Raw genomic sequence first — 21,154 nt, 5'->3', positions numbered from 1 at the left:
GGTTCCTGTACAAACCGGCCCAAGTTCAAAGAGATAACACAAGATATCAAGTCGAGAGCGGAAACCTGATCCATGTCAGTCGTTCTGGCGAAGGTCTGGGAGATATGTACGATGAAGAGGCATCTGGAATTATGGGGTGGGCCGGAGTGCACCATCAACAGGGTTCGGGATACATATCAGGATCAGTTCGAGCGATGCGGCCACTATGATCGGATCGACGATCTGAATCTATTTGCCGACATCGGCATAACGACGATCCGTTATCCTATATTATGGGAATGCATTGCGCCTGATCGGCCCGGACAGCATCTCTGGCAGGGCGTGGATGCGCGGATCGACCGGCTGCGCGCACATGGCATCGACGTCATTGCCGGGCTTGTCCATCACGGCAGCGGTCCCTCCTACACGCATCTCCTCGACGATGACGGTTTCGCGCGGGGTCTCGCTGATTTCGCGGCCCGCGTTGCGGAGCGCTATTCCTGGATCAACCAGTGGACGCCGGTCAATGAGCCGCTCACCACGGCGCGCTTTTCGGCGCTTTATGGCCATTGGTATCCGCATGTCCGCGACGAGGGCGCGTTCTGGCGCGCGCTCCTCAACCAGATCGACGGAACCCGGCTCGCGATGCAGGCCATTCGCAGGGTCAATCCCGCCGCGCGGCTCGTTCAGACGGAGGATCTCGGCCGCACCTTCGCCACTGCCGAGTTGCGCGAGCAGGCTGCGTTCGAGAATATCCGGCGCTGGGCGACATGGGACCTGCTGTTCGGGCGCGTACGGCGCGGTCATCCGCTGTGGCGGCGCATGGCCGCGCACGGGCTGGAGCACAGGCTGGAGGCCATTGCGGCCGATCCCTGTCCGCCAGACATCATCGGCATCAACCATTATCTGACCAGCGAGCGGTTCCTCGACCATCGCATGCAGCGCTATCCCGCCCATGCGCATGGCGGCAATGACGGGCAGCGCTATGCCGATGTCGAGGCGATCCGGGTGCTGGAGCCGCCCCCGCCCGGTCTGAGGGGCGTGATAGAGGAGGCGTGGGACCGCTATGCGACCCCGATCGCGGTCACCGAAGTCCATAATGGCTGCACGCGCGAGGAGCAGCTGCGCTGGCTGGCGGAGGCGTGGGATTGCGCCGAGGATCTGCGCAATGAGGGCGTGGACGTGCGAGCGATCACGCTCTGGTCGCTGCTCGGCAGTAGCGGATGGAACACGCTGCTGACCGCCCCCGGCATCTATGAGCCGGGCATATTCGACGTCAGTAGCGGAACGCCGCGCGCGACCGCTCTCGCAGCGCTCGGCACGGCTCTGGCCACTGGCGCTGCACGGCATCCGCTTGCAGCGCAGCCGGGCTGGTGGCGTCGGCCGATCCGGCTTGAATATCCCGCCGTCCGCCGTCCTGCCCCGGCCGTGCAGCACCGGGCGGACAGTTGCAGGGAGCGTGCGCCCATGGGTCGGCCCCTCCTGATCATGGGCGCGACAGGAACCCTGGGGCAAGCGTTCGCGCGGGCCTGTACGCTCCGCAACATACCGCATGTGCTGACGGCGCGGCACGCGCTCGACATCACCAGCGAGGCCAGCATCGGGGCTGCGCTGGACCGGCACGATCCCTGGGCAGTGGTGAACGCCGCCGGCTGGGTACGGGTCGACGAGGCGGAAAGCCATGCCGCCCGTTGTTTTGCGGCGAACAGCGACGGCCCGGTCCGCCTTGCGCGGATGGCGGAGGAGCGGGGGCTTGCCACCCTCAATGTCTCAAGCGACCTCGTCTTCGGGGGCAAGGCGGAAGGGGCCTATGTCGAAACCGACGCGCCCGACCCGCGCAACGTCTATGGCGAGAGCAAGGCGCGCATGGAGGAGGGACTTCTCGCCCTGGCGGGGACGCATCTCATCGTTCGCACCGCAGCCTTCTTCTCTCCCCATGACGAGTTCAACTTTGCCGTCGCGGTCGCTCGCGCCCTGACGGCGGGGCAGCCGTTCGAGGCCGCGGCGGACCAGCGGATCACGCCGACCTATGTGCCGCATCTCGTCAGGGTCGCGCTCGACCTCCTGATCGACGGTGAGCAGGGCCTCTGGCACCTCACCAATGAGACGGAGCTATCATGGGCAGAGTTCGCGGAAGCCGTCGCGGACAGCCTGAACCTGCCCCGGCATCTGATCCGCGCCGTGCCGGGCGCCCGCCTGAACCAAATGGCGCCACGCCCCTCCCGCGTACCGCTCGCGACGGGGCGCGGGGCGCACCTGCCGTCTCTTGCGGATGCCCTCGGCGAGTTTGCGCGGCATGAGAAGAGGCAGCAAGCGGTGCGCGAGCTTGCATGACATGCAAACGGCCATGGATCCGAAGACCCATGGCCGCCGAACATTCAGCCGTCTTACATCCAGCCGTCGAGATCGTCGGGGATGTTGCTCAGCGTACCCTTGCCGGTGATGGCGTTCAGATCGAACGGCTGCGCCTCCAGGAAAAATTCCAGCTGGTCACGCGATGTCACAAGCGAATTGATCACGCGGACTTTCAGGCCTTTGAAGTTCGGGCCGTCGATGCGCAGCGCCTTCAGCGTGACTTTCGATCCATGCGGTATCTTCACGAAGCGCGGATAGTTCAGCAGGCGAAAGTCCGGCTGAACGATCTCAAGCTCGACGTCGATCGGGCCAGCATTCGCGATCTCCATCTCGCCTGAGTTTCCGATCAGAAACTCTGACGGCGAATATTTGGTGAACGACATCTTCAGGACCGCGTTCATCACCGTTTGAACATTCTCGCGCGTGCCGAAGAAAGTGTCGCGGAAGAGGCCGACCGTACGACGCTTTTCCAGCGCATCCTTGAAGGCCGCTTCATCCTCTCCCTGCGTCAGGAACAGGGTGGCGACGCGGTGATCCATCCCCGCCGCCTCCTGCTCCAACGCGGTCCCGAGATGAGCGTCCGTAGTCGCCGCGATATAGAGGTTATATTTCAGGGCCACGTCCATCGCGCTGGGGTGGATGAAATCGCTTTGCGCAACCTCAATCCCCGACAGCAGACCCTCTGAAAACATCCGTTCGAGGAACGGCGTCACCACTGCCTCACCAGGGGAGGAGGAGGGGATGGTCGGATGATTCCACTGGCAGATGGCGCCCTGCCGCTTCGCTTCGCGGAACCGTGCTTCCAGATCTTTCTCGTCCGCGCTGGTCCGGTTCCAGTCGACCCGGAGCTGCCCGCCCGTCTGCTTGAAGGTGCTGTAATGGACTTTCCCCGGGTTCAGCGCATTTGCATCCTTGAGGAAGTGACAATTGAAATGCCCGATCGCGCGCGTGATCTCCGACCCGAGCGAGAGTTTCATGCCGCCGAGGCCAAGCATGCCCGAAGAGATGAACGCGCGGCCGATTTCATAGCTGCGGTTCTTGTTGGTGCCGGTGTCGCGGATCTTTGGCGTGATGATGTCATGTTCCGTGAAGGACACGAACTTAAGCCCGTCATGCGCCGCTTCTGCGAGGCGAAGCGTCGGCCAGGCCGAGCCGTCCGAGAATACGGTGTGCAGGTGCAGGTCGCCGGCGAAAATATGATGTCCGTCCTTCGTATCGGGGAAGATCAGACGCGCGGGCGACGGCGGCCGCTGATCGGATTGCGTCACGAACTCGGCGGAAGCTTCTCCGGCGGTGAACAGCCCTGCGAGCATAGCGAGAGCGGAAACCATTGCGCGGAAGTTTCTATGCTTAACCATAAGATCTCCTGATGAAGGTGGTGTTTGATGAATGGGCTCTGTTGCAAACATGGGGCACGGCCGCGCGGCGTCACCCAGTTGGGGGATTAGGCAGCATTGGCGAAATGCTTATTGAGCATAATCATGGTTTCGGTCAGGGCCGAGGGTCCAATTCCGAATGCTCTTTCAACCAGGCGCACCTCCCCCATGATACCTGGCTGCAGGCACCATGCCTGGGCCTGTCCTTTGCGTAGGGCGCGCATGACCTCGAAGCCCTTGATCGTGGCGTAGGCCGTTGGCATCGACTTGAAGCCACGTACCGGCTTGATCAGCATCTTCAGCTTGCCGTGGTCGGCCTCGAGCACGTTGTTCAGATATTTCACCTGCCGGTGCTCGGTTTCCGCCGCCAGTTTGCCTTCGCGTTTCAGCTCAGCGATTGCTGCGCCGTAGCTGGGTGCCTTGTCGGTATTGAGTTTGGCCGGCTTTTCCCAGTCCTTCAGGCCACGAAGAGCTTTGCCCAGAAAGCGCTTCGCCGCTTTGGCGCTGCGTGTCGATGACAGATAGAAATCAATCGTGTCGCCCCGTTTGTCGACCGCCCGGTACAGGTAGGTCCATTTGCCCCGCACCTTTACGTAGGTCTCATCCAGACGCCAGCTCGGATCAAAGCCGCGCCGCCAGAACCAGCGGAGACGCTTCTCCATCTCCGGCGCGTAGCGCTGCACCCAGCGATAGATCGTCGTATGATCGACATCGATCCCACGCTCGGACAGCATTTCCTCGAGATCACGGTAGCTGATGCCGTATCGACAATACCAGCGCACCGCCCATAGGATGACCTCGCCGGTAAAATGCCGTCCTTTGAAATCGTTCATCGCAACTGACCTTGACAGTACATGAGCCCAATCTTGGAAACCGTGTCAGAGTTTGCAACAGAGCCCGGCAAGATAGGCCTTCTGCTCAGCGGCGATCTTCGAGGCCTGTGGGAACATCCGCGCAGGCATCGCACTGCCGCTGTAAATTTCGAATGCCTGCGTTAGCGATGATGGGTTAGAGACCCTCACCAAGAACGCGGTCCATCCCTGCTCGACCAAATGGCGCTTCGCTCCGCCTAACGCAGCGGCGCCCATGCCGCCTTTGTCGAGCGTGACCCTAGCGAGTGTATAGCGCTCGAGAAGCGCCTCGGCGGCAATAACTGCCTCAGCATCTTCCCTCGAGAACAGACTCGCCAGCCTGGCCATATCCGCATCGGCAATCGGCTGCCCCATTGCGGCCAGTTGCTCGACCGCGCGTTTCACGCTCGCGAAGTACGGCTGCGGCTCAATTGCGTCAGTCGAGGCGAAGACAGGCCAATGGCTGGCGCCCAGCAGCAATGTTGCGCCTGCCAGAAGTTGGCGACGATCTGGTTTGAATGGTTGGTCCAACGTTTCGCCTTCCTCACGATGGTACGATTTTATACCTTCTTGAACCAATCCGAGCCTTAATTTGAGCTCATCGACGCCCCGTCCAGTGCTATTGCGCGAAGCGCCTGCCCTCCATAAATCTCGCCCGAAAATCCTTCAGGACGATGACAAAGTCGTCCATGTCGTGGAACTTGTCGTCGGCCATCCCAGGCTGCTCATGATCGCGATACCAGGCGGGGTATTTCCCTTCGTCGCGACTGAATTTCTTGTAATGCGTCGAATAGGTCCGAACCGCGATCGTTGGTTCTTCTTTTCCTAGGTCGAAGCGCATCAGGCGAAACCATCCATCACCTATGCCGCTCCAAGAGTCCGGCTTGCCACCGGCATCCAGGAATGTCTTGCCACCGGCATCCAGGAATGTCTGGCGTCGACCCTGATAATCCGAGAGCAGCTGGAGCACGTCGTGACCGGCATCGTTCTTGTCTGTCCTTATGGATTGACCGTGCTGATGTCCGCATAGCACCAAAAAGATCTGGTCGTGCTTGCTGATCAGCTTGTCCCACACTTCCTGGGGGCTGTTGTCTCCCGGATCGAGGGAGTTGGCATCGAGAGCCGGATTAGGCCTGCGCTCGGCCCGATTATTCATATAATCGTGGGTCGCGATGATCGTTGGGAGGCCAGGATGATCCCGGATCACCTGCGCTGCCCACTCCAGACTGGCGTCCGGTGCGTCAAACTGTAGCCCGATGTGAAGAAAGCGCAAACCGCCGGCCGTGAAGATCTGCGCGCTGTCGGCACCGCCGTCATGCGAAGCGACGTACCAGGGCTTGCCCTTAAAAAAATCGGAGTCATTTCCGAACACTGATCGGAAGTTGTCCAATCCGCCGACATGCAGTTGTCCGAGCGTCTTGAAATCGCTCAATGTTGCATTTGCCGAAGGCGGCTGCCGAGCGTCGGTCCACATGGCGTCATAATCATGGTTGCCCGGCACAACGGAGAAGGGAACGAGCCCCGCCAGCAGCTTATAGCCTTCCCGGGCCATCGGCATTTCCTCGCTGATCACGCGATTCGACGGCGATAGATGATGATCGAGCAAAGGGTTTGGAACACGCCGGAACCCCCGCTTCTCATGCTCGGGATCGATCGGCTTGGATTGATGCTGCCATATGTCGCCCAAGGCAGTGACGAACGCGATGTCGCCACCCTTGGCTTCGACATTGTCGGCTACGTAGCGCATCTGATCCATGAACATCTTGGCGGCATCGAACGGAAAACCGTCTTTCGCCTGATGCGTGAAATCGAGATAATTCTGCGTATCGGGTATGACCGCGATCGTGAACGCAGTATCGCCCTTTTTCGCCTGATCGCGCGCCTGGACGCCGGAAGCGATCGCGAGGGCAGCCGACCCAAGCATGCCGAGAACAAATCGGCGGTTCGTTTGAGACCAGAACATTACGGCCCTTTCCTATCTGTTCTTGCGCGGAGCCCGCGTGGCGCGGCTCCCTTGGACCTCAGATTACCACTCGAAGCCAAGCCTGACCCCGTACGTGCGCGGTTCGCCGCGAAGCCGCGATGCGGTGGCCAAACTGGGAATTAAATAGGTGGCCGTATACGAGCGGTCGGTAAGATTGCGGACCCAGGCGGCTACTGACCAAGAATCCTTTCGCCGCAACTCAAGCTGCGCATTGGCAAGGAAATATCCCTGAACCTGGAGATAGTTGTCTATTTCGCTGTAATGGTCGGTGATGTAGCGACCAGACACATAGGGCACGAGTTCGAGATCGTTGCTCAGCGGAATTGAATATCTGATCGTTCCGGACAGGGTCGCCGGAGCCGCAAAAGGCAGCTTATTGCCGAGCCGTCGCGCTGCTTCAGCAGGTGAATCCGAGATAATCCTGGTGATCTTGCTGCTAAGGAATGCGCCGCTGAGCTGCATCTCGAGCCGGTCGACTGGCCGAACGGTAGCTGTCAGTTCGGCACCATATATTCGAGCCTTTCCGACATTCACACGCACAGCATTTGCGAGGCCATTCGATATGCGGACCGAGTTCGCCTGTAATCCACTATAATCATAATAGAAGGCAGATGCTTCAACCTGCACAATGCCGCCGCGAGGCAAGAACTTCACACCCCCCTCATATGCCCAGACCTTTTCGTCCCCAAAGGGATTGGCTTCCACATCGTTGATCGACGTCGAACCATCGAAACCGCCGGCCTTGAAGCCCCGACCGAACGACAGGTAGATATTCGTTGAGCTGTTGGGTTGATAGCTGAGGGTGGCACGGCCCGAGACGTTCGATCCCGAATAATCCTTGGCGAACGTCAGCGGTAATGAGGGGAAGGCGTTGGCGGTTACCCCGTACGGATTGAGATCGACAGTCGTTCCATCGAAGTCGCTTGACTCCTTGGTGTAGCGTATGCCGACACCGACCTTCCACTTGTCACCTAGATGGTAAGTGCCGTCGGCGAACGCTGCCCATCCTTCCCGTGATTGCCGATAGTCGGTCCCGACGAGAGTCCGAAGCGAGTCCGAGAAGTCCAAAGTGCTGATCATTTTGATCTTGTCCCTGAAGCCCGATGCGCCGATGGTCCAGTCAAGGGTGTCCGAGTTTCGATTTTGCATACGGACCTCGAGCGACTTTTGGTTCAGCCTGTCACGGAAGAGGAAATCCTGTGCGCCTGCGCCTCGAAGAGGGCTGGCATCGCCCTGAGAAGCGAAGCTCTGCTTCATATATTCGTAGCCAGCGATTCCGGTCAGAAAAATGTCGTCACTCAAATCCTGCTGCAGCGTGAGTGAGCCGCCATAGCTGCTCTTCCGAAGGTAGGGGTCGAAACTGACATCGAACGTGTACGGACGATTGGCGGGGAAGGCTCCAATAGCGAAAATCCGCTCAAACTGCGCTGCTCCACCGCGCTCGCGAAAGCCATGCAGGTTTGCCGTGATCGCCGTTCCCTGATCGCTATCGTACGCCAGTACGGCCCGGCCTGCGAAAAAGCGCGAGCGCGCGGCCTTGTCGTTTACACCTGGGTCGGGATTGCCAGGAATTGCCGGGTTGAGGCGGAAGCCAGCCGCAGTGCCCGATCCGAGGTTGGTGTAGTAGCCATCTGAGCGGTCGTAGACTCCGGACACTCGCACACCCACAGTGTCACTCAGCGGCCCACCCAGGCCAGCTTCGACGCGGAAGGACTTGAATCGCCCATATTCAGCGCTGATGTTACCTTCGAACCGATCGCCCGGCTTGCGTGATATGATGTTGACTGCGCCGGCCGTCGTGTTGCGACCATACAAAGTTCCTTGCGGCCCCTTCAGTACTTCGACCCGCTCCACATCGAAGATTTGGCCTCCGACAAGCGCGGACGAACTCTGATAGACACCGTCCACATGAACTGCGGCGGACGGGTTTCCATTCGGTCGGAAATCGTCATTGCCGATGCCGCGGATCGTGAATGTCTGCATCGTTCGACCGCCGACACCGACGGGTGATACGATCACGCCTGGCGTCAATTGCGAGACATCCACCAGATCCTTTGCGCCGCTGTCGCGGAGCAGCGCGGGCGTGACCACGGACACCGCCGAAGGAACATCGAGGAGCCTTTGGGCACGTTTTTGGGCCGTGACGATGATCTCGCCGCCTGCCTCGACAGGATCGTCGGCGGCGTAAGCCGGGGGAGCCGCGATCGTCAGGGAAGCGAAGGCGGAGGATAGCAGATGAACGCGGCGGAACTTGTGCTGCGATGAGCTGGCCATGAAATCAGTCCTTGGAACATGTATGTCAGAAGAGGGCGAGCGACATCGGCCACCGCCCGGATCGGGGGTGGATCTCGCGTCGCTCAGGACAATGAGGGGCCTAGTCGGAGACGACAGGCCGTTGCGGCATACGCCGGGACCCCGCCCATCGATGGATGTGTGAATACTTCATAGGACCCCCTGCCCGAATCGAACGGCTGTACAGGTAGGTGTATCGTGTGAATCTTCTATGACAGCCGGAGAAACGCTCGTGGGTATCCTGTGCGGATGCGCCGTCGGCGAAGCGATATGCGCGATGCCGTCCTGCTCAGGGAGCAAACTTGGCAACGGTGTGGTGAGGCTCTATCTAGATTGGGAAAGCCAGCCGAATTCGGGCGGAGCTTAATTCGAACGGCTGTACAGAAGGGTGTCAGGTTTGAGTCGCTTGCGATATATGTCCGATGAAGCCTCGCCCCAGGCAGAGCGGATGAGTGAGGCCGCGTATGACCTTGCCGAAGAGAGCGGTCTGGCAGCGCTCAGCGCACGAAGTCTGGCGCGAAAGACAGGAATGAGCCCGTCGGCAATCAATTACCACATCGGCAATCGCGAGCGGCTCATCGCGCAGATCGCGTTCAAGGCTATCGCGGTATCTAGCCGCTGGCGGCAGTCGCAGGCCGCTTTACAGGAAGAGGGTGCCCCGAGGTGGGCCGAGCTTGATCACGTGTTCACGTCGCTGTTGCAGGATCGGTTGAGCACCGGCCGTATGGTGATGGCACTTTTGCAGGAACTGGAGAACGAGGCCGTCGCCAGCGGTCAGACCGCTATCGAAGAGGCGCTGCGCGAGGAAATGTTCGCTGAAACGGCGTTCTGGCGCGATCTGGCAATCCGCCATGGCGAAAGCGTGGATGCGTGTAGCGCGACATCGTCGGTGACTGGTCAGCGACATTGATGGTGATGTGTCAGCGGTGACGTTGGGGATAGTGTCACACGAGGTTGGCCTGGATCAAGAGGCGTTGTCGCGCAGCGATGTCGCTGGCATGGTTTCGATGTCGCTGGGCGATGTCGCTGGATCAGGAGCACTGTCGCGGAGCGATGTCGCTGAGGCCAGGGCGGATCGCCTGCGATAGCTCTCGACGTTCATTTCCAGGATAGTGGCGTGGTGAACGAGCCTGTCGATGGCAGCGACAGTCATTGCCTTATCCAAAAAAATGGAATCCCAACCGCTGAATGGTTGGTTGGCGGTGATCATGATGGAGCGCCTTTCGTATCTGGCAGAGATGAGTTCGAACAGGACGCTGGTCTCTGCCTGGTCCTTGCGGACGTAGGACAGGTCATCGAGGATGAGCAGGTCGAAGCGGTCGAGCCTGGCGATCTCCTGGGTCAAGGTCAGGGACTGACGTGCGGCCTGCAAACGCTGGACGAGATCGGTGGTTCGGGTGAAGAAGACCCGGTATCCGCGCGCGACGAGCTCGTTGCCGATGGCGGCTGCGGCGTGGCTCTTGCCGGCACCGGGCGGACCAAATGCCAGAAGATTGTGGCCCGCCTTGAGCCAGGCATCTCCTTGGGTCAGAGCCATGACCTGGGCCTTGCTCAAGGTGGGAACGAGGCTGAAGTCGAAGGCATCCAGGGTCTTGCCGGGAGGCAGCCGTGCTTCTGTAAGATGGCGCTGGATCCGGCGTTGTTCGCGTTCGGCGAGTTCCAGTTCGGCCAAGGCTGCCAGCAGGCGCGAAGCCGGCCACCCCTCCTTGTCCGCTCGTGAACAGAAGTCCGGCCAGAGACGGGCAATGGTGGGCAGACGCAGCGTGCCAAGCAACATGGGCAGCTGGGCGGTGTCGACAGTGATGCTCATGCGGCCATCTCCCTGGCGGTGAGCAGATCGTCGTATGTGTCAGGCTGGGGAATATCGACGACCACATCGGCCGGCTCTTTGCCGGGGCGTTGGAAGCGCTCCTGCAGATCCCTCAGATCGGGTAAACCCTGGCCATCGAGTATGCCGGTCAGGGTCGCGGCGAGCTCAGCCTCGCAGGCCTGGTCATGCGCAAGCCACAGCAGCCCCACCATGCTGCGGCATGCGGCGGCTTTGGGAAGCGCACCCTCCAGAGCATCCCAGCAGCGGCGATATTCGCTGCGAGGGAAGAGCTTGTCGCGATAGACAAGGTTTGCCAGCGCGTGGGGCTTGGTACGCAGGCTGTGGATCACGTGCCGATAATTGACTACGTGGTCATGACCGCCCCGTCCGCGATCGGGCGCCCTCCCGCGTGGCAGGGTCTCGATGGGCTGCCCGGCCAGATAAAGGTCGATCCGGTCATCGAAGATCCTGGCTCGCAGGCTATGGCCGATGAGCCGGGAAGGCACGGTGTAGAAGACCTTGCGCAGCACGAAGCCGCCCGATGAGGTGACGAGCACCGTAGCTTCATCATAATCGCAGCTGCGGCGTGAAGGTAACGGGCGCAGGTGCTCAGCTTCGATGCGCAAGGCATCGCGCCGCCGGGCATTGTGGCGGCCCACGATCTGGGCGAGGAACGTGCGCCAGTCCTCGATGGAGGCGAAGTCACGTGTCCCGCGCAACTGGAGTGCCTGATCGAGCCGATCCTTAAGGTGACCATGACGGCTTTCTATGGACCCATTCTCATGGGCGACCCCGCGATTGTTGCGGGTGGGCTCCATCTGGTAATCGGCGCACAGGGCGGCATAGCGGGTCCGCAGATCTTCCTGGGCATCTTGCTCCAGGTTGGCGAACGCCGCGGAGAGGCTATCGGTGCGATGCTCGTGCGGCACGCCGCCAAGCTGCCACAGCGCATTCTGAAGGCCGCAGGCCAGCGCCGTGAAGCTTTCTCCTCCCAGCACGACCTCGGCATGCTCCCACCCGGAATAGACCAGCGCGAAGTGATAGATCAGGTGCGGGCTCGGATTGCCGGAGATGGTGACCTTCAGATCGCGGGCGTCAAAGAAATCCGACATGCCCGTTTCGACAGCCGACCAGTCGTGCGAACGGCAGCTCCGCGACCTGGCCGGCTTTGCCGAGCGTGGCGGCTATGAAGTGGTCGAGGTCTTCCGCGAAACCGCGTCGGGCATGAAGGCAAACCGTTCGGCGCGGGCTGAGGTGATGAAGCTGGCGCAGGCACGCCATATCGATGCGATCCTCGTTACCGAACTCAGTCGCTGGGGGCGTTCGACCCAGGACCTGCTCGATACACTCAACCGGCTGTCGGGCTGGCGCGTGTCGGTGGTCGCGATGAGCGGCATGACGTTCGAGGTCGATACGCCGCATGGGCGGATGATGGCGACGATGCTCGCAGGTATAGCCCAGTTCGAGCGCGACATGCTGAGCGAGCGGGTCCGCTCTGGCCTTGCTGCAGCGCGGGCACGTGGCCGCAAACTCGGCCGGCAACTGGGGGAGCGACCCAAGTCGGACCGCCTCGCGCCCAAAGTGTTGGCGCATATCGCCGAGGGGCGGAGCTATCGCTGGATCGCTCGCGACCTGGGACTCAGCAAGAACACGGTCGCCGGGATCGTGGCTCGCGCACGGGGTAACGTGAGCCCTGATGTCACGGTGACGACATGACCGGGGCGTCTGGACGGCTGCGTCCCGATCCCCGGCGCAAGGCGCGGTTTCGCGAAATCGCCCGAGGCATTGTCGCCAAGGATCGCTACAATCGGAAGTACGGGATCGCCGTCGACACTGCTGGCGCCATCGCGCAGGCGCTAGAGCGCGCGTACCGCGATGGAGTCCGGGACGACCCGGCCGCAGCCGTTCAAGCGCCCGAACAGGATGATGCCGGCCCGCTGGAATGGGCGTTGATCCCACCACGACCGCGAGATGCCTTCTGGAGTATCTGCCTATACACCCTGGGCCGCGATACCGATCTCCCACGTGACGGCCATCTCGCTCCGGCTATTACCGAACGCGGAACGCCCGGATGGACACTCGTGGCAGGAGGGTACACCCCTGACAGGGTGATCAGCGATAGGAGCATTGGCCCGCTTGTCCGCCTCGGCCTTATCGCGCTCGCAGTCGATTTACCGGTTCGCATGATCGTAACCGCACAGGGGAAGGAAACATGGGCTCTCTTCTGCCAGCGCGGTGGGATGTACCCTGAGGATCTCACTGACATTTGATCCATTTGATCGACATCCATCCGGCGGAATGGTGAAGGGCAGCATCCGCCCCGTTGCAGACGTTCCCAATGGTCGTCATCCCGGCGCATGCCGGGACCGTGGGCTGTCTTTAGAAGCAGCCTCACGTCCGGGCGCCCTGGCGATAGCTATCGCCTCAAGACTTGCCCACGGTCCCGGCATGCGCCGGGATGACGGATGACCGCGCCCCACCCCAAATCAGCCGTCACCCTGAACTTGTTTCAGGGTCCATCAATCCGAAAGCCCAGTTTATGATCGGCCAACCGAGATGGCGGCACGAGCCACCACGCTCCGGCACCAATCGCCCGATGGATCCTGAAACAAGTTCAGGATGACGCAAGGCGGGGGCGCGATGTCCGCTCCCCACCCCTTCTTGCCGTTTCGCTTAGGGTGTCATTTCGCCCTCAGCCGGAACCGACCCCTGAATGAAGAGGTAATGATCAACGATCTGCACAGCCTGTTGGCATGGAACTGGCGCCCTGCGACTGATCGGCTAGAAGCGCTGGCAGCATGAGCTTCAAACGTCAAACCGCATCCGGCAGAACCTTCTCATTAGAGCAGCTCGAAATTTGGCTTGATACGCTTGATCCGCCGGTCGCCGGTGTCTCCTCGATCGATGGCTTCCTCGCGGCGTTGGCTGCCGGCCCGTCCATCATCAATCCGGACATATGGCTCAAGAGCATCCTGCGCGAACACGTCCAAAGCGCCCGATCGGCGCTCGCACGCCGAACGATCCTCAAGCGCTACAACCAGATCTGCATCGAGCTTGCCGAGTGCCCTGAGGTCTATGCGCCGATCTATATGCGGACCGAGGACGGCGAGGTCCTGCTGGAAGACTTCGCCAATGGCTTCTTCACTGCAATGCATCTGGACATGGACGCATGGAAGCCCTTCGTGTCTGATCGAGAGTTCGGCCTCCCGCTTGTAGCGATCCTTGGCCAAAGCACGATCATCGACGGCACATCATGGATCGACCAACTCCAGGATCCCCTCGCAAATCAGGCTCTTGCAGATACCTGGCGGATGATCCCCCAGATCATCTCCTTCATCCATGATCAGTGTGCCTTTGCAAGAACCCTGACCGTACACTGAAGCCTCTCCACATCCCACGTGGGGTCGAAGCAGCGGTTACCACTGAACGTCCGACCGCACGTCGCCCAGAACGTCAGCCGCAGACGTTCGGCGATCGATCGCCGCACCACTCGCCACGCCGGCTACGCAGCCAGCCTGCGCGTCCGCAAGCGGATCGAGGAGGCGTTCGGCTGGATCAAGACCGTCGCAGGCCTGCGACGAACCAAGCTCCGCGGCCTCCAGAAGGTCGACTGGTCGTTCACCTTCGCGGCGGCCGCCTATAATCTGATCCGGTTGCCCAAGCTGCTCGGAGCGACCGCATGAGCGGCTCGCCCGCACCCGATGCTGGCCGTCTCCCTCGCCCCGCCCGGGGTCACCGCCCAGACAGGCCGTGGAAGGAAGATCGCTGGCCCGAATAGGACCGCCGAAAGCCGTAGCCCGCAGCCCCCGCGCCCTCTCGGCTACTTCTTCAACAGCCTGCTAGTGAAGTTATGCTCACCTCAGCATAACTTTACGAAAGGCTTCACATACCCCGGCGGGATCAGGCGAACCTCATGGCCCAGCAGGGCTATCTCCCGGCCCCAATAATGTGACCCTCCGCAGGCCTCCATGGCGACCGTGCAGGGTGGAAGCGCGCTGAAGAAGGAAAGCACCTGATCCCGGCTCAGCTTCTTGCGCACGATAGCATGTGTTGATGGCAGAGTAAAATGCCCCGTTCCGGGGAAAATTACTGTGCCGTTGACAAGCATGACCAGTTCCGTCAGCCCCGTGGACTTGGAATACCCTCTTCGCCAGATCCAGCCCGATCGTAACAATCTCCGACATCACCGCTCTCCTCCATCGATTGAAGACCCACGTTGGCACATCAAGGCCGTCGGGGGGCGGCTACATCATCAATGCCTACCGGGGTTCATCTGCGTCTCTTCGCTGATGGAGACACGGATGAATATCTCGGATGAAGCGGCAGCCTTCCTATTTCCCTGATCAATATTGATTATACAGTTCATAAACTGGAATCGTGTGCGTTTGGGACGTAGCCGCGCACTGAGGTGTCGGGGATATCGGGGAAGGCGCGATGTCACACTGACGCACTTAGTATTGGTGTGCCCGGCCACGGGTGCACGCAAAATGCGGAAGCGCGACATCGATACGCGCCCGCATCGGAGGGGGAGACTGAAGGTGCATTATCTCACGAAATCTGTTTATTGTTCCGTATCCGCAATGGGGTTGCTTGCCGATTCCGATGAAGTCGCCCCCCGTTTCCGGGATGATTACGCCCCCTGATTCCGAGATGAAGTCGCCCCCTCGGAAGCGGGGCCTTTCGGCAATGCTCGTTGTTGTGTCGTTCGCGGCTGCCGTCAAGCGTCCGGCGTATTTTTCGATCGCCGCATACTGTCGCCGTCGAGATCGAGGCGATGAGCGTTGTGCACCAGGCGATCCAGGATCGCGTCGGCGTAAGTCGGGTCCGCTATCACATGATGCCAACTGGCTATGGGAAGCTGGCTGGTGACGATGGTCGAACGACGGCCGTAGCGTTCCTCGAGGATCTCGAGCAGATCGTGGCGCGCGAGCGCATCGAGCGGTTCCAGGCCCCAGTCGTCGAGAATCAGCAGCTGGACGCTGCCGAGCTTCCTGAGGAAGCGCTCGTGTCGGCCGTCACCGCGCGCCAGCGCGAGATTGGAGAACAGCTTGGGGACGCGCTGGTAGAGGACCGAACGGTCGTCGCGACAGGCCTTGTGACCGAGCGCGCAGGCGAGCCAGCTCTTGCCGACGCCGGTCGGTCCGGTGATGACCAGATTGTCGCGAGCGGCGATCCATTCGCCGGCGACGAGCTTCATGAACAAGGCGCGATCGAGCCCGCGTGGGCTGCGATAGTCGACGTCCTCGGGAGATGCCTGGTGGCGCAGCTTAGCGAACCGCAACCGCGCGGCGAGCTTGCGGTCATGGCGGAAGCTCCATTCACGATCGAGCAGCAGCGCCAGCCATTCGGGATGCGTAAGCCTGTCGGCCTCGGCGTTGGCGGCGAGCTCACCATATGCCTTGGCCATACCGGCCAGTCCCATCGTGTTCAGCCGGTCGAGAGTGGGATGTTGAAGCATCGTCGTTCCTTTCAGGCCCAGTCGGCCCCAAGCTGCGATTTTGGCCAAGTCGGAGAACGTTTTGGGAACGTGGCATTCGGTATTGACGATGGAAATCATAGAAGAGGACAGTTCGCTCCATCATAGGGAGTGGGTTGATGGATCGGAGTATTCCGGGCGGGGATTTGATCGGACGATGGAGCCTGAGCTTTGCCGATATTGATTTTGTAAATTCGAAGCCGGCCCTGACGCGCCTTGGCCTCGCCGCGCAGCTGAAATTCTTCGCTTCCCTGGGGTTTTTCGCGATCGATCCCGGCTCAATCCCTACCGATGGCCTCTCGTATCTGGCCGAGCAACTCGGTGTCGAGGCTGGCGAGATAGCCGGTTATGACTTTTCCAGTCGGACAGCACGACGGCATTGTGCGGAGATCCTGATCCATCTTGGATATCACCGCATGAAGCGGGTGGATCGCGCGCAATTGACGGAATGGATTGCTGGCGAGCTGTGCCCGGGCGGCCAGTCGATCAATGCCATGCTTGAGCATGTTTTCCTGTGGTGCCGGGACCGGCGTATTTATGGGCCGTCGCGCAAGGAGCTTGAACGTGTCGTTCGCTCACAACGGCAAGATTATCTGGACACCTGGCTGATCGGAACCAGTGATCGGCTTTCGTCAGATGCGGTGGCGTTATTGGAAGCCTCGCTTGCCGATCCGGACAGCTCGACCGGATTCAACAGGATGAAGGGTGACGCCGGACAGGCAACGCTCGACAACATTCTCGACGTGACCGAGAAACTCGCCTTTATCCAGAGACTTGATCTTCCCCATGATCTCCTGACGGCTACGGGCAAGCCATGGGTCGATCAGATTGTTCGCCGCGTTGCCGGTGAAAAGGCCTCGGAGATGCGCCGGCATGCGCCGGCGCGACAGCTCGGCTGGTGACACGCCTCGAAGAGGAGACCCGGATCGGCAAAGGCGGGACCCTGGCGGCGCAGCTGTCGCGGCTCGACCTGATCGTTCTCGACGAGCTCGGTTATCTGCCGTTCGCCCGCTCGGGAGGGCAGTTGCTGTTCCACCTCATCAGCAAGCTTTATGAGCGGACCAGCGTCATCATCACCACGAACCTCGCCTTCGGCGAATGGCCGACCGTGTTCGGCGATCCCAAGATGACCACGGCGCTGCTCGACCGCGTCACCCACCACTGCGATATCGTCGAGACGGGCAACGACAGCTGGCGCTTCAAAAACCGCAGCTGACAGCCACCTTCGGCGCCTTCAAAAATCTATCTTGCGCTGCGCGCGCCTCCGGTCGGGCTACGCCCGCCCTCCGCCGCACGCAGCGCAAGGCCATCTTCAACAAACCAGCATCATATTATCTGAAAAGGGGGTCCCTCTTCGACGCCGATCGGGGGTCCCTTTTGAACGCCGTTTGACAGGTCGCAGGGGAATACACCTCGTTGCTAACGTAGTGCAGGTGGTCGGTCGCGACGATCATGAAGCCGACATCTGCGACGTCACCGCAACTTTCAAGGCGCGCAATGTCTTTGAAGACCTCGTAGCGATTGTTAGGCGGCGTGGACAAATTTGAGCCAGTATCTAGCGGTGGCGAGATGGACCATGCCGAGGAAGCTGTTGGCCAGTTGATCGTATCGGGTGGCGATGGCGCGGTTGATCTTTAGGTGGCCGAACATGCGTTCGATGCGGTTGCGCTGCTTGTAGAGCATCCGGTCATGTTCGATCTTCACGCGGCGGTTTGATCGGCCGGGAATGACGGCCTTGATCTTCCGTTCGGCAAGGTCCGCCCGGATGGCATCTGCGTCGTAGCCCTTGTCGGCTAGCAAGGCATCAGGTGCGCGCTCAGGCAGGCCGATCAGGGCGTCATAGGCTTTGCAATCTGCCGCCTCGCCGACTGTCAGGTGGAAGGCGAGCGGTCGTCCGAGGGCATCAGCCAGGCAGTGAAGCTTACTGGTGAACCCGCCCCGCGAGCGGCCAAGAGCGCGTCGATGAGTCCCCCTTTTCCGCCCGCTGCCGAGACGTGGGCGCGAACGGTGGTACTGTCGATGCTGTAATGGCCGCTGTCCGCCATGATCTCGGCCAGCGTCACGGCGACGGTCTCCCAGACCCCGGCTTCACTCCATCGCCGGAATCGGCGATAGATAGTGTTCCAGCTGCCATATTTGGGCGGCACGTCGCGCCATGGAGCGCCGCAGCGGAGCCGCCAAAGGATGCCGTTGATGATGGACCGGTTCTGCTCGGGCGGCCTGCCTCGTCCACGGTTCTCAGGCTCGATGGGCAACAAGCCCTTCAGAACGCGCCATTCCGCTTCGGTGAGATCTCCCCTGCTCAAGCTTGCCTCCAAAAAAGCAGGCTTGAATCAATCCTGTGTTGTCCCGTCAACGCCAGCGCGGGGAATTTTCAATCATCGGCGCCGCTCATGCCACATAACGATCACTTCGACTAACTTACCTGCACCGTCCCGCTCAAACTGCGAAAACAGGCGGTGCTGAACATTCGGCTCGTCTCCGAAACGTCCAGTAACCTGATACGAGCATTCCGGCGTCGTGTAGGTGTAACCGCAGGAAACCTCTGATGTCCCTATCAGCTCGGCCGTCTGTCCAGGACGGTTCGCGAAGCGGGCGAAGGTCTTGCTCACGTCGGGCCAGTGCAACGAGACATATTCGCTCACTTCTTCAGCGGACGGCAGTGCCGGGGCTGACTGAGTGTTATCGATCGCTCGGGGTGTGGCGCAACCAGCAAGGATCGGAACCAGAGCGATAACGGATCGGAAGCGCATCCTCACATGCTATCCCAACTCGCAGCTATGCCAAGCCAATTTGTCCACGCCGCCTAGGTTCTCGATGGTTTCTCCGCTTGAAGAATTTGAGCTCGATCGCGCATCGCCACTGTCGACCGTCATCGTCAGTGAGCCGGAACCACACATCGATGCGGCCGCGCTTGCCGCCGGCGCCGCGTAGGGGCTTTTCCAGCTCAACGGAGAAGGTCTCGCGCTCGCTGGTGATTTCGAGATCGGCAGCATTGGCGATGATCCGGCCAAGGTGGAGTTGCAAGGTCGCTTCGCTTTCACACTGCACCCGACCGCCCGCTATCTGGCGGAAGAGGGTCGGAACCGACAGATTCACGATGGTGCGCAGGCGTTTAACGGACATAGCCTCGTCGATACTCCAGGTCGGCAAAATGTTGAGTCAGCTATTCCCATATGTTGTTCGTCGAGCAAGATGTTCTATAAAGGTTCCGCTATCGAGGGAGGACGTTGTTGGCCGAGATTCTTTTGAATGAGCAGGCAATCGCGCCCGGCGAACCCTATTTCGCGGTCTACGTGGACCGTCCCACAGGCGCTGGGCAATCGATCGTCGCCGAACTTGAAATGAACCTGGTTGGTCCGGTCACAGCCGAGATGGCGAAGCCACGCAGGCTCAGCGGCTTCGAGCTCCCCGCCCTCGAATTGATGCATAAGGCAAAACAGCGAGCGGCCGAGCAAGGTGTGATGAAGATCCTGCTGGTTGATCCGCAGGGGCTTTTAAGTTTGGCGCGGATCAATCGCTATGATCACGGTTAAACCAATGCGTCGCCACGGCGAGGCTGGGGAGCCGCCGCGCCGTGCGTCGCGGGACTGACCTGCAGCGAACCATCCGGATCGCCGATTTCGAGCTACCGCGCGGCGCGGTGCCGATCGAGACCCTTATGGCGATGCCCCGCGAAAGCTGGGAGCACCTGCGTACCCAGATCAACATTCGGCGTCAGGAGGCTCCGAATACGGCATTGGCGCGGTGTCGACTTTGCGAAGGCGGCGTTTTCATCCGTGCGCAGGCGGTGGATGGGGATCATGTTCCGTTTTACGCCCATTTTCCCGATAGTCCTCCGACTTGCCCTTGGTACGATGGCGGCACCCTCACGCCGGACGACGCGCGTGCCGCGCAATATCAAGGCAACCAGGAATCGGCGCTTCATCGCCAGCTCTGTCAGGTTATCGAAGCGGTGGCGAAGGCTGATCCACGATGCAAAGCGTCAGCGATCGATACCTACCTGCGTCCTGCCATCCACACTCGTGGCCGCTTTCCAGACATTTTCCTCGATATGGGCGACTTGGGTCGCTTTGCGCTCGAAGTGCAGCTTTCCAAGCCGTTCGCACCCGAGATCGCAGCCCGGCATTTGCACTATGAGCGCGAGGGCGTGCGGCTGATCTGGATTTTTCGGCGCCTCGACGAGCCGTTGCCTCAAGGATTCCATGATGTCATCACGATGCAGCGCGGGAATGCCTTCATCTTCGATGACGACGCGCAGGCCGCATCCGTCGCGCGCGGTACGCTCGTCATCAAATGCCTTCTCGAAGATGGCAAGGGCAGCTACCTAAAGCCGAGGCTCGTCAGTCTCGACGATCTACAGACCAGTTCGGGTCGGTCAGTTTTCCTCGAAGATCGACGCAGCGAACGGCTGGCGACTTACTGCCGTGAGGTTCGCAATCGCTGGTGGAAGGCGTTCCAGCAGGCGCAACGCGATAAGCCTGCCTCGCCGTTTTATAGCGAGAGCTTTGCCCCCGCATGGGCCTCGGTCCGCGCGCACGTTCCGGACCTATCGGCTTGGAAAGATGCGTATTGGGCTACCCATGCGGATAAGGGCCAGGCGCATCTCGCGAGCCTGTTCGCGATACTCTGTTCGATCGCGCATAGCGCCGCTGAGGACTCCGACGTCGTTTATATCACCCGCCATTCCGGGGACGGCGCTCTCCTGGCAATGCTGAATAGCAAGGTCGGCTCAGCAGCCTTTGCGCCCTATGCAGATATGATCCTGCAGTTTTTGAGCGTGACCGGCGCGGCTGCCCTTGGCGAACGCACATCGCTTCAGAGAATCGTGCGCAATGCACGCGAGGCCCATGAACAGGTCACGATTGATCACCCCGTATGGAAAGCAGTCGTTCGGCTCTTTCCTGAAGCGCTCGATGGCGTGGTACGCGCAGAACTGATCGATCTGGCGCAATTGCCCCGCTGGGCGGATCCGAACTCTGGCCCAAAAACTTCCGGATAATCCGAGTCCTGGGTGAGCCGGGGATAGTG

General features: G+C 60.7%; 18 protein-coding genes and 4 pseudogenes. 10 read left to right on the top strand and 12 right to left on the bottom strand.

The window, feature by feature from the left end; genetic code table 11:
* Positions 1-111: 111 nt before the first annotated feature.
* Complete coding sequence (locus ACZ2HM_RS15010) at positions 112-2,313, top strand: family 1 glycosylhydrolase (RefSeq protein WP_036527622.1); 2,202 nt, start codon at positions 112-114, stop codon at positions 2,311-2,313.
* A 53-nt stretch (positions 2,314-2,366) separates the two neighbouring features.
* Here ACZ2HM_RS15010 and ACZ2HM_RS15005 read toward each other — a convergent pair whose 3' ends face one another.
* The 5 genes and pseudogenes from ACZ2HM_RS15005 to ACZ2HM_RS14985 form a co-directional block, all read right to left on the bottom strand.
* Positions 2,367-3,647: a hypothetical protein gene (locus tag ACZ2HM_RS15005; RefSeq protein ID WP_036527620.1), complete on the bottom strand. Its 1,281-nt coding sequence runs from the start codon at positions 3,645-3,647 to the stop codon at positions 2,367-2,369.
* Between the two features lie 131 nt (positions 3,648-3,778).
* Positions 3,779-4,543, bottom strand: a complete 765-nt coding sequence (locus ACZ2HM_RS15000) for an IS6 family transposase (protein WP_006949122.1) — start codon at positions 4,541-4,543, stop codon at positions 3,779-3,781.
* 66 nt (positions 4,544-4,609) lie between these two features.
* Positions 4,610-5,092 (bottom strand): annotated as a pseudogene (locus tag ACZ2HM_RS14995) (hypothetical protein); the annotation flags it as partial.
* An 88-nt stretch (positions 5,093-5,180) separates the two neighbouring features.
* Positions 5,181-6,524, bottom strand: a complete 1,344-nt coding sequence (locus tag ACZ2HM_RS14990) for a metallophosphoesterase (RefSeq protein ID WP_470425577.1) — start codon at positions 6,522-6,524, stop codon at positions 5,181-5,183.
* Between the two features lie 63 nt (positions 6,525-6,587).
* Positions 6,588-8,819, bottom strand: a complete 2,232-nt coding sequence (locus ACZ2HM_RS14985) for a TonB-dependent receptor (RefSeq protein ID WP_470425576.1) — start codon at positions 8,817-8,819, stop codon at positions 6,588-6,590.
* 433 nt (positions 8,820-9,252) lie between these two features.
* On the opposite strand from ACZ2HM_RS14985, the gene ACZ2HM_RS14980 reads away from it, so the two are divergent.
* Positions 9,253-9,747 (top strand): TetR family transcriptional regulator, encoded by a 495-nt coding sequence (locus ACZ2HM_RS14980; protein WP_006949668.1) that lies wholly within the window; start codon positions 9,253-9,255, stop codon positions 9,745-9,747.
* A 54-nt stretch (positions 9,748-9,801) separates the two neighbouring features.
* On the opposite strand, the gene istB (ACZ2HM_RS14975) is transcribed toward ACZ2HM_RS14980, so the two are convergent.
* Both istB (ACZ2HM_RS14975) and ACZ2HM_RS14970 read right to left on the bottom strand, forming a co-directional pair.
* A complete protein-coding gene (gene istB, locus ACZ2HM_RS14975) occupies positions 9,802-10,647 on the bottom strand; it encodes an IS21-like element helper ATPase IstB (RefSeq protein WP_006949666.1) in 846 nt (281 codons plus the stop codon).
* Positions 10,644-11,759 carry a DDE-type integrase/transposase/recombinase gene (locus tag ACZ2HM_RS14970; RefSeq protein ID WP_010409293.1) on the bottom strand — a complete coding sequence of 372 codons (1,116 nt, stop codon included), beginning with the start codon at positions 11,757-11,759 and terminating at the stop codon, positions 10,644-10,646. Before ACZ2HM_RS14970 ends, istB (ACZ2HM_RS14975) begins: the two co-directional genes overlap by 4 nt.
* Here ACZ2HM_RS14970 and ACZ2HM_RS14965 point away from each other — a divergent pair.
* The 4 genes and pseudogenes from ACZ2HM_RS14965 to ACZ2HM_RS14950 all read left to right on the top strand — a co-directional run.
* Positions 11,758-12,363 (top strand): recombinase family protein, encoded by a 606-nt coding sequence (locus tag ACZ2HM_RS14965; protein ID WP_086485403.1) that lies wholly within the window; start codon positions 11,758-11,760, stop codon positions 12,361-12,363. The two genes, ACZ2HM_RS14970 and ACZ2HM_RS14965, sit on opposite strands and share 2 nt — an antisense overlap.
* Positions 12,360-12,917: a hypothetical protein gene (locus tag ACZ2HM_RS14960; protein ID WP_004213004.1), complete on the top strand. Its 558-nt coding sequence runs from the start codon at positions 12,360-12,362 to the stop codon at positions 12,915-12,917. The genes ACZ2HM_RS14965 and ACZ2HM_RS14960 overlap by 4 nt, the downstream gene beginning before the upstream one ends.
* Positions 12,918-13,445: 528 nt before the next feature.
* Positions 13,446-14,027 (top strand): UPF0149 family protein, encoded by a 582-nt coding sequence (locus ACZ2HM_RS14955; protein ID WP_066282962.1) that lies wholly within the window; start codon positions 13,446-13,448, stop codon positions 14,025-14,027.
* Positions 14,028-14,069: 42 nt separating this feature from the next.
* Positions 14,070-14,330 (top strand): annotated as a pseudogene (locus ACZ2HM_RS14950) (transposase); the annotation flags it as partial.
* A gap of 185 nt (positions 14,331-14,515) precedes the next feature.
* On the opposite strand, the pseudogene ACZ2HM_RS14945 reads toward ACZ2HM_RS14950, so the two are convergent.
* Positions 14,516-14,831 (bottom strand): annotated as a pseudogene (locus ACZ2HM_RS14945) (hypothetical protein); the annotation flags it as partial.
* 533 nt (positions 14,832-15,364) lie between these two features.
* The gene (gene istB, locus ACZ2HM_RS14940; RefSeq protein ID WP_062093922.1) at positions 15,365-16,105 is read right to left on the bottom strand and encodes an IS21-like element helper ATPase IstB; all 741 of its coding nucleotides are present in this window, start codon (positions 16,103-16,105) and stop codon (positions 15,365-15,367) included.
* 137 nt (positions 16,106-16,242) lie between these two features.
* Between istB (ACZ2HM_RS14940) and ACZ2HM_RS14935 the strand changes: the two genes are divergently transcribed.
* Both ACZ2HM_RS14935 and ACZ2HM_RS14930 read left to right on the top strand, forming a co-directional pair.
* Positions 16,243-17,025, top strand: a complete 783-nt coding sequence (locus ACZ2HM_RS14935; RefSeq protein ID WP_470425575.1) for a DUF4158 domain-containing protein — start codon at positions 16,243-16,245, stop codon at positions 17,023-17,025.
* A pseudogene (locus tag ACZ2HM_RS14930) lies at positions 17,010-17,339 on the top strand (ATP-binding protein); the annotation flags it as partial. The gene ACZ2HM_RS14935 and the pseudogene ACZ2HM_RS14930, both read left to right, overlap by 16 nt.
* Positions 17,340-17,647: 308 nt before the next feature.
* On the opposite strand, the gene ACZ2HM_RS14925 reads toward ACZ2HM_RS14930, so the two are convergent.
* The 3 genes from ACZ2HM_RS14925 to ACZ2HM_RS14915 all read right to left on the bottom strand — a co-directional run bounded on the left by ACZ2HM_RS14925 (position 17,648) and on the right by ACZ2HM_RS14915 (position 19,249).
* Positions 17,648-18,429 (bottom strand): IS5 family transposase gene (locus ACZ2HM_RS14925; protein WP_470426865.1). Its coding sequence is split into 2 segments (ribosomal slippage): positions 17,648-18,105 and positions 18,105-18,429, totalling 783 coding nucleotides; the frame shifts between segments, so codons are not numbered across the junction.
* Positions 18,430-18,501: 72 nt separating this feature from the next.
* Positions 18,502-18,876 (bottom strand): hypothetical protein, encoded by a 375-nt coding sequence (locus ACZ2HM_RS14920; protein WP_470425574.1) that lies wholly within the window; start codon positions 18,874-18,876, stop codon positions 18,502-18,504.
* Between the two features lie 25 nt (positions 18,877-18,901).
* The gene (locus ACZ2HM_RS14915) at positions 18,902-19,249 is read right to left on the bottom strand and encodes a hypothetical protein (RefSeq protein ID WP_470425573.1); all 348 of its coding nucleotides are present in this window, start codon (positions 19,247-19,249) and stop codon (positions 18,902-18,904) included.
* Positions 19,250-19,356: 107 nt separating this feature from the next.
* Between ACZ2HM_RS14915 and ACZ2HM_RS14910 the strand changes: the two genes are divergently transcribed.
* Positions 19,357-19,659 (top strand): hypothetical protein, encoded by a 303-nt coding sequence (locus tag ACZ2HM_RS14910; protein WP_470425572.1) that lies wholly within the window; start codon positions 19,357-19,359, stop codon positions 19,657-19,659.
* 41 nt (positions 19,660-19,700) lie between these two features.
* Positions 19,701-21,125: a competence protein CoiA family protein gene (locus ACZ2HM_RS14905; RefSeq protein ID WP_470425571.1), complete on the top strand. Its 1,425-nt coding sequence runs from the start codon at positions 19,701-19,703 to the stop codon at positions 21,123-21,125.
* The last annotated feature ends 29 nt before the right edge of the window (positions 21,126-21,154 follow it).

This window comes from Sphingobium sp. KKT206 (assembly GCF_055640555.1).
The sequence above is the reverse complement of the archived record's forward strand: the minus strand, read 5'-3'. Positions and strand labels throughout refer to the sequence as shown.

Excerpts from the sequence above, each read along its gene's own strand:
- ACZ2HM_RS15005 (WP_036527620.1), bottom strand. The coding sequence starts at position 3,647 with ATGCTCGCAGGGCTGTTCACCGCCGGAGAAGCTTCCGCCGAGTTCGTG.
- ACZ2HM_RS14970 (WP_010409293.1), bottom strand. The coding sequence starts at position 11,759 with ATGTCGGATTTCTTTGACGCCCGCGATCTGAAGGTCACCATCTCCGGC.
- ACZ2HM_RS14985 (WP_470425576.1), bottom strand. The coding sequence starts at position 8,819 with ATGGCCAGCTCATCGCAGCACAAGTTCCGCCGCGTTCATCTGCTATCC.
- ACZ2HM_RS14980 (WP_006949668.1), top strand. The coding sequence starts at position 9,253 with ATGTCCGATGAAGCCTCGCCCCAGGCAGAGCGGATGAGTGAGGCCGCG.
- ACZ2HM_RS14960 (WP_004213004.1), top strand. The coding sequence starts at position 12,360 with ATGACCGGGGCGTCTGGACGGCTGCGTCCCGATCCCCGGCGCAAGGCG.
- ACZ2HM_RS14955 (WP_066282962.1), top strand. The coding sequence starts at position 13,446 with ATGAGCTTCAAACGTCAAACCGCATCCGGCAGAACCTTCTCATTAGAG.
- istB (WP_062093922.1), bottom strand. The coding sequence starts at position 16,105 with ATGCTTCAACATCCCACTCTCGACCGGCTGAACACGATGGGACTGGCC.
- ACZ2HM_RS14935 (WP_470425575.1), top strand. The coding sequence starts at position 16,243 with ATGGATCGGAGTATTCCGGGCGGGGATTTGATCGGACGATGGAGCCTG.
- ACZ2HM_RS15000 (WP_006949122.1), bottom strand. The coding sequence starts at position 4,543 with ATGAACGATTTCAAAGGACGGCATTTTACCGGCGAGGTCATCCTATGG.
- ACZ2HM_RS14990 (WP_470425577.1), bottom strand. The coding sequence starts at position 6,524 with ATGTTCTGGTCTCAAACGAACCGCCGATTTGTTCTCGGCATGCTTGGG.
- ACZ2HM_RS14920 (WP_470425574.1), bottom strand. The coding sequence starts at position 18,876 with ATGCGCTTCCGATCCGTTATCGCTCTGGTTCCGATCCTTGCTGGTTGC.
- ACZ2HM_RS14965 (WP_086485403.1), top strand. The coding sequence starts at position 11,758 with ATGCCCGTTTCGACAGCCGACCAGTCGTGCGAACGGCAGCTCCGCGAC.
- ACZ2HM_RS15010 (WP_036527622.1), top strand. The coding sequence starts at position 112 with ATGAAGAGGCATCTGGAATTATGGGGTGGGCCGGAGTGCACCATCAAC.
- istB (WP_006949666.1), bottom strand. The coding sequence starts at position 10,647 with ATGAGCATCACTGTCGACACCGCCCAGCTGCCCATGTTGCTTGGCACG.
- ACZ2HM_RS14915 (WP_470425573.1), bottom strand. The coding sequence starts at position 19,249 with ATGTCCGTTAAACGCCTGCGCACCATCGTGAATCTGTCGGTTCCGACC.